Origin of the sequence: Dyadobacter jejuensis, assembly GCF_003149085.1 — a bacterium.
Classification (GTDB): domain Bacteria; phylum Bacteroidota; class Bacteroidia; order Cytophagales; family Spirosomataceae; genus Dyadobacter; species Dyadobacter jejuensis.
This window is the reverse complement of the sequence record NZ_QGDT01000006.1, coordinates 74,115-88,373: the sequence shown is the minus strand read 5'-3', so window position 1 is coordinate 88,373 and position 14,259 is coordinate 74,115. Positions and strand designations below refer to the sequence as shown.

8 protein-coding genes are annotated in these 14,259 nt (G+C 35.5%); 6 read left to right on the top strand and 2 right to left on the bottom strand.

The features are described from left to right. Positions 1-147 precede the first annotated feature (147 nt). A complete protein-coding gene (locus CLV98_RS12955; protein ID WP_109674761.1) occupies positions 148-1,506 on the top strand; it encodes a DUF1593 domain-containing protein in 1,359 nt (452 codons plus the stop codon). Here the strand turns inward: CLV98_RS12955 and CLV98_RS23445 are convergent. Then, on the bottom strand, positions 1,493-1,642 hold the full coding sequence (locus CLV98_RS23445) for a hypothetical protein (protein WP_158281253.1): 150 nt from the start codon (positions 1,640-1,642) through the stop codon (positions 1,493-1,495). The two genes, CLV98_RS12955 and CLV98_RS23445, sit on opposite strands and share 14 nt — an antisense overlap. Positions 1,643-2,514: 872 nt before the next feature. On the opposite strand from CLV98_RS23445, the gene CLV98_RS12940 reads away from it, so the two are divergent. From CLV98_RS12940 to drmB, 4 genes are all read left to right on the top strand, one after another. Beyond that, positions 2,515-3,411, top strand: coding sequence for an SH3 domain-containing protein (locus CLV98_RS12940; RefSeq protein ID WP_211320036.1), 897 nt, complete (start codon positions 2,515-2,517; stop codon positions 3,409-3,411). 358 nt (positions 3,412-3,769) lie between these two features. Continuing rightward, positions 3,770-6,208: a hypothetical protein gene (locus CLV98_RS12935; protein WP_109674757.1), complete on the top strand. Its 2,439-nt coding sequence runs from the start codon at positions 3,770-3,772 to the stop codon at positions 6,206-6,208. Continuing rightward, the gene (locus tag CLV98_RS12930) at positions 6,201-9,806 is read left to right on the top strand and encodes a helicase-related protein (protein WP_170120682.1); all 3,606 of its coding nucleotides are present in this window, start codon (positions 6,201-6,203) and stop codon (positions 9,804-9,806) included. Before CLV98_RS12935 ends, CLV98_RS12930 begins: the two co-directional genes overlap by 8 nt. Continuing rightward, entirely contained in the window at positions 9,806-11,809 is a 2,004-nt protein-coding gene (drmB, locus tag CLV98_RS12925) for an MrfA Zn-binding domain-containing protein (RefSeq protein ID WP_211320035.1), read from the top strand. The genes CLV98_RS12930 and drmB overlap by 1 nt, the downstream gene beginning before the upstream one ends. Before the next feature lie 321 nt (positions 11,810-12,130). Here drmB and CLV98_RS12920 read toward each other — a convergent pair whose 3' ends face one another. Continuing rightward, positions 12,131-12,262, bottom strand: a complete 132-nt coding sequence (locus tag CLV98_RS12920; RefSeq protein WP_109674755.1) for a transposase domain-containing protein — start codon at positions 12,260-12,262, stop codon at positions 12,131-12,133. Positions 12,263-12,729: 467 nt separating this feature from the next. Between CLV98_RS12920 and CLV98_RS12910 the strand changes: the two genes are divergently transcribed. Next, positions 12,730-14,253 (top strand): glycosyltransferase family 39 protein, encoded by a 1,524-nt coding sequence (locus tag CLV98_RS12910; protein ID WP_109674753.1) that lies wholly within the window; start codon positions 12,730-12,732, stop codon positions 14,251-14,253. Positions 14,254-14,259 lie beyond the last annotated feature (6 nt).

Sequence of the window (14,259 nt, the reverse complement as noted above, 5' to 3'; positions counted from 1 at the left end):
TTTATGGATGGGATGAAATGAGCCATCATGTAGAGTAGGACATAAGTGCCTCAATACCATTTTATTTGGATTTTATAGCTTATAAGTAATTCAAAAACTTTACATTGAAGTCCTTAAAAACCGAAAAGAAACTCAATAAGTTGAAATATGAAAAATAGATTTCTTGCATGGGGGATATATTGTCTTTTGGGGTTCTCTGGCCTTGCCGCCGCTCAGCAGCCCGTGCGGTTGGTGGTGATGACCGACATAGGGGGTGATCCCGACGACCAGCAAAGTCTGGTGCGGCTGCTGCTGCATTCCGACCAGGTCCAGTTGGAGGGGCTGCTGACGAGTAGCCGTCTGGAACACGGGCAGGATACCCGACCCGACCTCATCCATGAACAGTTGGATGCCTACGAAAAAGTGTATCCCAATCTGCTGAAACATTCCAAAAATTTCCCTACCCCCATGTCGCTACGGACCATGGTGAAGCCTGGGCAAGGCGATCAGCAGGCGTTTGGAGTGGGGCATGATACCCCTGCCTCCGATTGGCTGATACAGGTAGTAGACCAACCCGATACGAGGCCCGTCTGGGTGGCCGTGTGGGGAGGGCAACGTGAACTGGCCCAGGCACTCTCTAAGGTTAAAGCGACCCGCAGCCCCGAAGCGGTGCAAGCCTTCGTACGAAAACTGCGGGTGTACGTCATCGAGAATCAGGATGGTCATGAGCGGTGGATTTTAAAGAATTTTCCTGGCCTATTCCTTATTAGCGCTGGCTATGTCAATCTAGGGTACCCGCTATTCCCAAAAGTTAGGGAATACTCGGCGCTGCGTGGGATGTATATGACCGGCGACGAATCGTTGACGAGCAGAGCCTGGGTTCAGGAGCATATCAGAGGAGAAGAGAATCCTATGGCCGCCGTCTACCCCTTAGACGGAGGGGGCGTCGTTGGCTTAAAAGAGGGGGACACCCCTTCCTATATCGGGTTGCTTCCCAACGGACTTAATATCTCCGAAAGGCCAGACTGGGGTGGTTTTGGTGGGCGCTTCCGAAAGTTGAAAAATCAATTATATACCGACATGGTCGATTTTCAAAACGGGGTTTGGAACGAGCGCCACACCGTCTCGCGCTGGCGTCCCTACTTCCAAAATGACTTTATAGCGCGCTTAGACTGGTGCGTAAGGAGCTATGCCGAGGCCAACCATCACCCGGTGGCGGTACTGAACAAGCAGGCAGGAGCCGATGTGGTGACGATCGCCGCCCAAGCGGGAGGAGCGGTAAAGCTTTCGGCTTTCGGCTCCACCGACCCCGACAACCATCCCTTACACTACAAATGGTGGAACTATTGGGAGGCAGGGTCTTATTCGGGCAATGTCCATCCTATAAACCCTGAAAAAATAGAATGTACCTTTCCCATACCCCCCGACGCCCCTAAGGGCACCGTTTTCCATGTCATCCTGGAAGTTACCGACAGCGGCTCGCCAGCACTTACGTCCTTCCGACGGGCGGTTATTACGGTGGAGTAGGGATGCCAATAGGAGCGCCTACTAGGGTGCGTATGACGCAAGGGCCTATTGCAAAGTAGGTGGGAAGGAGTAATGATTGGAAGCCAGCCTCCGATTTCATTAAAGAGATCTCCATGGTTCCTTCTTTCTTGCCCATTTTTGGTGCTTTTTTTAATTGAAAGTTGCTCTGGGTATAGGGTAGACTTTCGGTTATTAGGCACCCTGCTTTTTTTTGGGGGGGGGGGAATAGGGTGGGGCCAGAACGAAGTAAGGGATTTGACCAGGTACTGGTAAACACGTATAGGGTTTAGCGTATTTAGTAATAGCGTTGCGAATATTTTATTATTGAATATAGAATAAGTAACCAAGAATACAGCGCTAAAGAGCAATTGCATAAAGCCTCATCCGTTTAGATAATTGCGCTAGAAAACCATGTTTGTTATTTAAAAAGGAAGTATAATAGGTCTGATTATTAGCATAATACGGTGATAAATGCCATGGCAGTGGACTATAAATAGCTTTTAGATCAGCGACGAGGATATTTTAAAAGCTAAGCTCCTCTATTTACCATATTGGTGATAAATTAATTCAACTTTTTTTGACATCCATACGGGTAGATTCGATATGTAATATTGTTTTAATCAAAATCTTTATACCTGGGTATTATAAAAGGAGGAGTGCTAATATTTTCATTATATATGAAATATTTCGGTGGGAATTGCGGTGTAAATGCTTGAGAGACAATATATTCCCTGCGGAATGGCTTAGAGACGGGTCCGGCCTGTCGGCTTGTATTACAAAAAGGGCTTAATTTGAGGATAATTCAAAAAATGCTAGGACATAGAAGCAGTAAAACCAGTGAAGTTTACACCCACGTACTGTCAGTAAATAATAAAGTTGTAAAGAGTCCGGTTGATTATTTAGATATTTCAAGAAAAAATAGGTATTCACAATAACGATATATATGACATAGGGTATATTTTGGGGAGTTTATACTAATGTTGGTGTCAAGCTAAAAAAATGACAAATATGAGAATACTGTTTATTTTTCTGACATTATTGATGACGTTGCAATCCTTTGCACAGGTAAAAGTTAAAGGATATTACCGAAAAGACGGAACTTACGTTAAACCACATTACAGGTCTAATCCAGACGGGAATCCATATAATAATTGGAGTTACCCTGGAAATACTAATCCATATACAGGAAAGACAGCGACAGGAAATCCTGATACTTATTTAAATAATTATTATAATCGCTCTTCAAGTAGTTCTAATTCTTCAACTTACAACTATCCATCAACGACATATTCAACACCATCCAATAGCAGTTATAATAATTCAAGCTCATCCTACTATTCAAATTACTACGTGACGGCAAGTTCTTTAAATGTGCGTTCAGGACCTTCTTCTAGCTACACAGTAGTTGGCTCTCTTTCTAAGTCTGACAATGTAAAAGTTATTGAATCTTATTCAAACGGATGGAAAAAGGTTCAATACAGCTATTACGATTTTGACTCCTATTCTTATCGGACTATGACAGGCTATGTATCGGGCAGTTATTTAAGTACTTCAAAACCATACTTCAATGACAGCTATTCCAACTATAATTATTCGTACAATAATAACACGTATTCTAGCCTTAATTCGACTACAGCGCCATACGGATATGGAAATGGAAGAATTACAATTTGGACTAATTGTGGGACTGATGGAGAAATTAAAATCTATTTAGATGGTAAATACATTGGAAAACTATCTCAATACTTCACAGATGGCACTCCAGATTGTGGTGAATCGGGAACTTTATCTGTAAATAAACCAGTAGGTACCTATAAAATTGAAGCGAAAGGAAATCAGAATGTATGGAGCGGAACAATAACAATAACTAAAGATAGATGCTTAATTCAAGGACTGGAAAAATAAAGCCAGCCACCAACATTGGCTATACGTAATGCGGGAGAAAGTGCTGATATGAAAGCAATTACAATAAATAAACTTACTGCTAAGCGGAAAGTGAATTGCCTTGAAATCCCGCACTACGCATAGCCGAGACCGTTATGCAACCCCCAAAAAGAACATTGCGGATAAATTGAAGGGTATTATTCAAAAAAACTTATTAGAAATCTATAAAGACTGAATTGAGAAGAATATCCCATAAATGGCAATTGTAAATAATTTATTTGACCGCTCCGTTTAGGGCAAAAACAGCCAATAAAAGCAAAAATAATCCGAAAAGAAAAAATTAAATATAACCAGACATAGTTAATAGAACTATCCTTGAATGAAATTACAAATAAAAAACTACCTAAACCGAATAGACTCCGAAGTACAGGAATGTTACTCGGACGAAATCAATCTGCGAGTGACTGATTTTGAAAAGTACAGCACATTTGACTTTGTAAACTTCCACCTAATTTACCAATATATTCTAACCGACGAGTCGATCAAAAATGACCTTTTCATAAGCATCCCCGAAGACGAATACCGAGAAAATTTTTTTGCTTCAATTTTTAATTCAATAGTTCTAATAAAACTTTATCAAAATTTTTTCAAGCTCGAGAAGGAGAATCCTCCGCTTGAAATAGGAGATTTAATATATTCTGAAACAAAAAAACGTGTATTTAGAGTAATTGGTAAGACTGTTAAAGGATTATCCCTGAATTACCAATTTCCAAAAAGAAATGAAATAGGAGCGCAAATTTCAATTAGCGGTCATAAGTTTTACAAAATAAATCCTAATCTATTCAATGGTCGAAATACAGCCAAAAACATTGACAACTATGTAAACTATTTAAAAAACGTTTTTGGAAAAAAATTCCCATTCATAACAGATTTTAAGAATAATACTTTGGTAATAGCAGACCGAAGATTTTTCAAAGAAAGTAAGCATTTGCCAATTAGATATACAAATAGAAATGGCAAATTAAAGAATGACTTACCTTTTTTCAATTATATGGTAGAATGCTGTAATAATTTTGAAACCGCTCAAAATTATTTATTAAATAAAAACCAAACGTTTGACGAGATAATAATTATTGGGGATTCCAAGTATCGTGATAATTTTGATTTCATTCTGCAAGATAAATATCGAGGAAAGTACAAAAACATCATCATAATAGGTACAGAAAAGCCGAGTTCAGAAAATCTGTTTTTAGATTGGTGGTGGTCTAATGACGAAGTAAAAATCGCTAACGATGAATTACCAAACAACACGCAAAAAGTTTGTTTGCAAAACAACACTCTTTATTCCCTTTTCATAGAATTAAAAGAAGAAATTCAAAAAATAAAAGATGAAAGCATGGTAAACCTTGCCTACATCTTAAAGTACACGAATTTTTTCTTAAGGATGATTTTGGTCAAGACTAATTTGTCAAAAGGAATTTATCAAGAGTATTTAGACCGCCTAAATCATTATTTTCAAAGCGAAGCATTTTCAGAAGAATTAAACAATCTCTTTTACGAAAAAGACATTTACAATCCAGACACAATCAAGGGCTACACAAATAGAATTTATATTTTGTTTTCCAAAATTTCTAGCACATTAGAAAACGAAAATTTGAAGTGGAATTACATCAAGTCAAAAGCACAAGAAATACACAAACCAATTTACGTAGTTGTAGAAAAGAAAAACTTTGATTCAGTTTCAGCTCAAATTAAAAACGAAAAAATCAGTAACATTAAATTGATAAGCGACAAAAGAATTGACAATTCCAAATTCTATTTGGATAAGTGGTTAAATGACAATGTAAACTCGCAAAACAAACTGGTTATTGTTCCCTATTTAAACAATATGGAACTATATATAAAAATCAAGGCATTAAAAGGAGATTGCGAGGTTCTTTGCTATGAGAATTTGGATGAAATTTCATTTGAAAATGTTGAACAAGCCTATCAAAATCAAGAAAAGGCGAAGCTAAATCATAAAGACAGATTAGAATTTTTCAAAACTAATTTCACTCATTCAACAGAATTGAAGAAAAGAGATTTAGATGATATTTTTTCATTTGATTTTAATAATGAAAACTTTAAAAACAATCCTTACGAAACTCTTGATTTGCCGAAAGAAAATGCTGTTTATGAAATTCAGTTTAGTGACGGAACCATAGACAAATTTGACTCGTCAAAAGGTGTTTTCCTAATTGAAAATGGCGAACAAATAAATACAACTATTGGAGAACTATACTGTAACGCAACTATTCGATTTTATCAAAATAACAGTAGAGAGGAGTTTAGAAAAATCCTGAAAATCTTCGATGCAGACAATTTATTGGATTCATTTGACAAGTATTCCGACAGTTGGAAACAGACTTTAAAGGACTTATCCGTGCAATTTGGAAGTGCAGAAAAACTGTACGACTCCCTTTTCCAATCATACAAAATCCATTATAACACATTCCGAAATTATTTGGATACTGATTGTGAAACTCGATTTCCAAGGTTGAAAACAATGGAGGTTATTCGAGATTTTTGTGTAAAAAACAATCGTTCAGATGACTTAATTGTTATTGAATTTGACAAATTCAAGGTGTATTCAAAAAAAGACCATTCTATAAGGCAACAAGCAGGGAAAATTTTAGGTAGCGATTTGTTGGATTATATCGCTTCTAATAAAGAAGAAAGAAGCGATTCATTAAATAAATTGCCCGAAGATATTTTAGAAAAACTGACGGCAACAATTCAAGAGAAAACTTTAATTAAAAAAACTTTAGTTGATGAGTAATTACCTTAACGAGCCAAGATTATTATTTCGTGATACCATTCAACAAAATTTGATTGGTCCAGGTTCGGATGTTTTGATTTCGGATTCAGATAACGAAATTATCTCTGATTACCCTTTGAGTCGGTATTTTTCAGGAATTTTGTTTCCTGAACGTGATATTGATGATCCCAAAAAGGACGGTATTGGGAAAAATGCTGATGCGAATGCAAACGCTGAAATTGAAGATGATAATCTTGACACAGATTTGAATCAAACCAATGATAGTGAAAATGATTTTGACGAAGATGTTGATAAAAGCAAAAATGTAGAACCTGAAAAAGAATACTCAGAAGCTAATCAATATTTCCCAACAAATTTTGGTTTAACTTTTTGCGTTCCAAAAAATGCAGAAAGCTTGACCGTAACCTTCAATTACGCAAAGTACATTCAAATAAACCCAACAGATGCTGTAATTGAAATATCAGAAGCAGATTTCAGAAAGTTTTCCGAAAACCCATATAATTCTGTCAGCAAATATTTTAACTATGAAAATGGACTAATGTCCTTAAATAAAGAAGAATTTGACAAAGGAGGTTTGTCCGTTCGAAATTACAGAAGCAGATTTAAGGAAAACGAACAGCAACAAGAATTAATTGACAGTACTGGATACAAAAAAGGTGAGCTTATATTAGGACAACGTCTTTGGAAAAGAGTAAAGAGAGAGCCTGTAATTGTACCTTTAAACCTAATGGGAATTAATGCTGATGAATCAAAAGAATATCCGTTAGACCAACACCAAGAGGACAATTCAATTATTACTTGCTACTACAAGAAAATTTATGAAACACAATTCGGCAAATTCATAAAAATTCTATTGGCAAACAGATTGAACCACCCGAAAAATAAATTTTCGTTTGGTAATGAACTTTTAAACACGAAAGCAATTTTTCAGGGCGAAATTGCCGTTTCGGATGTTACATTTTTGCCATACAAGCAAATTTCTGAGACAAATCCGTTTGACGAAGAACTAAACCTAATCAATTTTCAATACAGAAATGAACGCTCTTTTGCCATTGGACACGGTTGTGCGGTTACTTGGAATAACGACAAAAATCCAACGGAATTAAAAACCACTTTTTTACCCGAAGTTGATATTAAAAATTACAGTAACGCTTTTAAAGACACTTTCCCCGCAAATTTGAAAGATATAACCGAGTTGAAAAAACTTTCAATTTGGACTGATTTCGACAAACCAACCATAATTCAAAAGTTAAAACTATTTGCCAAAGAGTACAAGAATTGGATAACTGAACAAGAAAAAACAACTGCGGAAGATAATTGCAAAAAACCGCTATGCACCATTTTAGAAAAGCAAAATAAAGCATACGAAAGACTAATCAAAAACATTGAATTTCTAAATGACAACGAAATAGCTTTTAAAGCTTTTTTGTTGGCAAACACGGCAATGTATATTCAAATGCTAATCTCTAACAAAGATTTGTTTGGAAAAAAAGGAATTGAGCTATCTGAAATTGACAAAAATATCAATTACAATGATTTAGACTTTTTCAAAAATCATTCTTTCAAGCCAAATTACAGACCGTTTCAATTGGCATTCTTTCTTTTGAATATTGAATCAATAATCAAAGAAGATTCAGATGACAGATATAATGTTGTTGATTTACTTTGGTTTCCGACAGGTGGCGGAAAAACAGAAGCGTATTTGGCAATTACAGCTTTCACAATAATTAGTAGAAGAATTACATACGGTAAATATGCTGACGGGGTTTCCGTAATAATGCGATATACTTTACGATTGTTGACAGCTCAACAATTTGAACGAGCAACAAAACTGATTCTTTCGTTGGATTTTTTGAGAAGGAATTTTCATTCAGGCGATAATTACTTTTTTGGTAATGATAAAGTTTCAATTGGAATGTGGGTTGGAGCATCTACAACGCCAAACTCATATTCGGACGCTCGGACAATTTTTAAAAAAGTATTTGATGAAATTACCAAGCTAAATAACAGAAGAACAGGAGATTATCGTAAAGCAAATTCATTCCCAATTACCAACTGTTCTTGGTGTGGCTGTAATTTAGTTTCCCAAAATCAATCGGGTAAATTTGATTTAGGTTACAGAGCAACCGACAAAACATTTTCAACCAACTGCTTAAATCCTATTTGTGCATTTAGTGAAGAATTGCCCATTTATTTTATTGATGGTAAAATTTATGATTTCCCACCTACATTGCTGTTTGCTACGGTTGATAAATTCGCAATGCTTTCGCATAGGAAAGAAGGACATCGCCTTTTTAATTCATTGGAAGAAAACAAACAGCCACCTGATTTGATTATTCAAGATGAGTTGCACTTGTTGAGTGGTCCTTTGGGCTCAATTACTGGTTTATATGAATCAATTGTTGAAATGCTTTCAACGAAAGGAAAAAGAAAACCCAAAATCATTACTTCAACAGCAACAACCCGAAATACGGAACAACAAGTTGCAATGCTTTACGGGAATAGAGCCTTAAACATATTTCCACCAATGGGCGTAACTTATGATGACAACTTCTTTTCTTACGTTTCAACTGAAAGTAAGAGGAAGCATATCGGTTTTATGCCAACAGGGAAAACAGCTTTAAATTCTCAAATACGGATTTTGGGAAATTTGCTTTTGGCTCGTATTGAGTTGTTCAAATATTACAGAGTAAAGGAGAATTTATCGCAAGAAGAGGCAATAAGTCGAGAAAATAATTTTTGGACTATTGTTTCTTTTTACAACAGTTTGCGTGATGTTGGAAAGGTTTATAACAAGGTGCCTGCGGAAATTTCAGATTTTTTAAAACTCTTACATAATCGTTATCAGCTTAATAAACAGATTTATGGCTTTAACTATTTTGGACTTGCAGGAAGAACAAAAGAACTGACAAGTAGAATAGAAAGTAATTCTATCAAGAAGCTATTGGACGAACTCGAAATGAAGTTTAGCCTAATTGCCAAAGATGGATGGTGTTTTGTTCAAAACACGGTCGATTTGGTTTTGGCATCCAATATGTTTTCGGTTGGTATTGATATTGATCGACTGAATGTAATGTTGATGAATGGACAACCTAAAAATGTTGCCGAATACATTCAGGCATCAAGCCGTGTTGGTAGAAAGGATAAAGGAATTGTTATCAATTTATTGGATGCTAACCGTTCACGAGACAAATCGTATTTTGAAAATTACGTTCCTTTCAATAACGCATATTACAAATACGTAGAGCCATTAAGTGTCACACCTTTTACAGAAATTGCTTTAGATAAAGTTTTGGCGAGCTTGTTGGTTTGTTTTGTCCGACACAAACAAGGTTTATATCTTGACAACAGAGCCAAAGATTTCACAGGCAATTATGAGGAACTAAAAACTTTCATTTCCGCAAGAATCAAAAATAAAAAGCAATTGGATTATGCGTTGGACAAGTTGAAGGTTTTAGCCGAAAAATGGACGACAAAAGAGGGCGATTTGACCTATAAAATTTTGATTAAAAAAATGTCCGACTTGGACGATTGGAGTTTGATGATGTCAATGAGAGAAATAGATACGAATAGTATTGTGAAAATAATAAACAAATAATGGGACAATTTGAGCAAATACAAACAAGAAAAGCCATTAGTTCGTATGGTGGTGTTGGTTCTATTCTAGAAACAAGAGATGGTTCAATATTGATTGACAACTTTAACGAATGGCCTTTTTTTCAAACTATAAATGGACAATTTGAAGAACACAATTTTGTCATTGACAAAAGATTCAAAAACCGATTGAGTAAGTATTTTTACGAGTTAGAACATTTAATAAAAATCCCCGTTAACGATTTAAAACAAGGTTTTAAGCCCGAAAATCAATTTGCTTTTATATCTGCAAAATACTTCCCTGAGTGGTTTTACTGCAACAACTGTAATCGTTTTGATAGAATTGACAAGTGGAAAATCAATTGGGAAAATAATGTTGATTCATACCATAAAGACAATTTTTACCCACCCAAGTGTTACAGTTGCTACGTGAGAAACAGAGATAAAAAAAGAAAGTTCTATGATTTGGAACAAGTTCGTTTTGTTCTAACATCTCCAAATGGAGAAATTGCCGATATACCTTGGGATAAATGGTCATTACTCAGATACAGAAAAAAAGAGGAAAGTACAGAATCAATCCATACCCCAAGTGAAGAAGAAATTATCACGCTCGCAAATATTCAAGTTCCAGATGATGTTATTTTTGAGTACAAAACATCCGATAAAATGGACGATTTGAAAGGTATTTGGATAATTGCAAAAAGAAAAAACGGAGAGCAAATAAACTTTACAACACTTTCGGGTTTGTTCAATCTAAGGGTAAAAATTCAAGATTTAATTCCTAACTCAAAGGATACCGACATTTTATTTAAACCTGTTATTCGTTCAAGTAATAGCGTTTATTACCCAAATATTTTGTCGAGTATTTTTATTCCTGCCAATGATGAATTAAACGAGTTTTCAATCAACTTGGTTAAGGAAGAATACAATGACGGAAGTAATGCCCAAACAATTTCAAGAAATCTAAAACGCTATAAAAACATTGATATAGATTCCGAAACCATTCAGAAACTGATTGATAATAATTTCAGCGAAAGGAATCTTGAAATTGCAAAAACTGAAAACCAATACAGATTTGATGAATACAAATTCATCACTGAAAAAGATAGTGAGATAATTGAAGATAAATTAATTTTCGACAAAATAGACAATTCTTTTTTTCAGAGTGATTTGATAAAATCCATTTTTAAAATGGATAAAATAAAAATTGCATCTGTTCAGACTTCGTATACGAGACAAGAACCAATTGCATCAAATGCAATTTTAGAAGATGAAGACCCTGAAAAAACCACAATTGAAAGCATTGTCAAAAAATTCACTTCTACTTATGGGAAAACAACAACATATTTACCAGCGATTGAAAGTTTTGGAGAAGGTGTGTTTTTTGAATTTGACAATAAAACTTTAGATGAATGGATTGGAAACAATCCTAAAATACAAGAACGAATTTCAGTTTTAATCGGGAACAAACAACAGTTTGAATCTACCTTTAATGAGGACTTTGACTTAAACCCAAAATATGTTCTCATTCATACATTTTCGCATTTAATTATTAAGGAGTTGGAGTATTTGTGTGGTTATCCATCAACTTCAATTCAAGAGCGACTATACATTGACGAAAACCCTGAAATGAATGGAGTTTTAATTTACACAATTGCAGGTTCTGAGGGAAGTTACGGTGGAATAACATCAATTTGTGATGACGACAGAATAGGTAAACTAATTGAATCTGCAATGATTCGAGCAATTGACTGTGCGACAGACCCCATTTGCTACCATACACACGGACAAGGTGTGGCAAACTTGAATCTTTCCGCTTGTTTCAGTTGTACATTATTGCCCGAAACTTCTTGCGAAAAATTCAATTGCTATCTTGACAGACGAATTTTAGTTGACAAAGATTATGGATACTTTAAGGGTTTGATAAACAGAACGTTAAAGGGAGAGTGTATAACATCGGCTATACACCATGGGGGGGAGTTCCAGCCCGAAAGTTCGGGATTTTAACTAACTTTGGTGCTTAACCGTATCCGCCGAAGCAAGTTCATATTTTTCATTCGATGACCAGGATGTAGTTTTGAAATTAAGACCTAAAAGATGGAAAGCGATGTCAAAACAAGACTCAAAGAGTATAGAAATGTTCAAGTTGGTTGAAGAATCAAAATCAAACGGGTACGATTGGTGTCTAAAATGGAAGTCATTGGGCTAGGGAATACCGTGATACTGGGCTAATCAAAACGGAAATCGTGGAGCCAAAAGAGTGGTTGAAATTACATAATCAGTCGCCCCCCCCTTATGCCATATAATTAACAGGATTTAGGATGTTTTTCACCTATGCGGAAGCAGGTCGGAGAACTTACCATCGTAATTGATATCGTTGAGTTTGCGTAGCAGGTCCAGTAGCCAGTCGTTTGGATTCAGCTTGTGTTTTTTGCAGGTAGCGCACAAGGAATAGATCATGGTCGCATTTTGGGCTGTTTGGATATTACGGTTCGTTTTGTGCCACTTTAAAAGATCAAGAAATTACCTTGCCGCTTAAAACATCACTATGCGACAAGGCCAACTTACTTGATCCTTTGGGCTGGATTCGGTAAAAAAACTGCAGGGCTTCCCGAGGGCTTCCCGAGGATCTTCCCGCTGGATGACATTTTATAGATAGGCCGAGCGAGTTAAAACCTTGAAAGGGGGTCATTGTTTTTTGGTGGTATTGATTCGGGGTCTCTTGGTTAATTCGGGTCGGTGAGGAATCCTGGCTTTGGGCGGACGATGTAAATACGGCTGCTTACCTGGATGAATAGCCCCAAAGCCCGCTTGGTATTTTTGAAAATTTCGATATTATTGTAAAGAATCCTACTGACTAATTCGAAATAGACGCAAATGGTTTCGTGAATAACGGTGTTGGCGGTAGTTTTAATTAACACGTCTCAATGACAATAAAAACGACAATTTTAATAGGTTTTATTGGCCTTAAATTCTTGCTGCAATTTTTACTATTAAGTAGTGAGTATGACTTGCAACGAGACGAGTATTTGCATCTTGACCAAGCAAATCATTTGGCTTGGGGTTATCTTTCAGTTCCACCTTTTACCTCTTGGACATCATACATTGTTCAAGTATTGGGCAATTCAATTTTTTGGGTTAAATTCTTCCCTGCCCTGTATGGAGCTTTGACAATCTTTGTGGTTTGGAAAGCAATAGAAGAATTAGGAGGAAACCTTTTTGCATTAATTTTAGGTGCAACTTGTGTTTTATTTTCCGCACTATTGCGACTAAATACATTGTATCAACCCAATTCCTTTGATGTCTTAAGTTGGACAGTTTTATACTTTATTCTACTAAAATATATCAAAACGGATGATTCAAAATGGCTTTATATAGGAGCGACAGTATTTGCAATTGGCTTTCTAAATAAATACAATATAGTTTTTCTCTTAATTGGACTTTTGCCATCTTTATTGCTTACAGAACATAGAAAAATATTTTTAAGACCTACTTTGTATTTTGCCATTTTATTAGGGTTGGTTCTAATTTTACCTAATCTTGTATGGCAATACAATAACAATTTTCCAGTCTTTCTCCACTTAAAACAATTGGCAGAAACTCAATTAGTGAATGTGAATAGATTAGACTTTTTGAAGAATCAATTACTCTTTTTCTTTGGTTCATTATTAGTACTCTTTTCCTCGTTTTATGCTTTGCTATTCTATAAGCCTTTCAGTAAGTATAAACTTTTCTTTTTCTCTATCATATTTACTTTAACAGCCTTTATTTACTTTAAGGCAAAAGATTATTATGCCATTGGTATCTACCCGATTTATATTGCTTTTGGTTCTGTTTATCTTGCAGATATTTTAATAGATGGTTGGAAAAAATATTTACAAATAGTTGCGATTGCAGTTCCGTTAATTTTATTTATTCCAATTTTTAATGTTGGATTCCCCAATAAAAGCCCTGAATACATAATTCAGCATTCAGAAAATTATAAAAAATTGGGTATGCTTCGTTGGGAAGACGGTAAAGACCACGAACTACCACAAGACTTTGCTGATATGTTGGGGTGGAAAGAGTTGACCGTAAAAGTTGATAGTATTTACTCAAAATTACCAAATAAAGAAAGGACTTTAATTCTGTGCGACAACTATGGACAAGCAGGAGCTATAAATTTTTATTCAAGCCAAAAATTACGAGCAGTTTCATTCAATGCTGACTACATAGAGTGGTTTGATTTAACTAAAAAATATGAAAACTTAATTAGAGTTAAAGAAGCCGAAGAAGTAAATGTAGAATTACACGAAACATCGCCATTTTTTGAAACTTCATTAATTGTAGGCTCTATTACAAACAAATATTCAAGAGAATTTGGGACAGGAATATTTGTATTCACAGGTGCAAAAATTGACATTAGACAAAGAATTAAAAATGAAATTGCCGAAAAGAAAAACTACCACTAACAATGT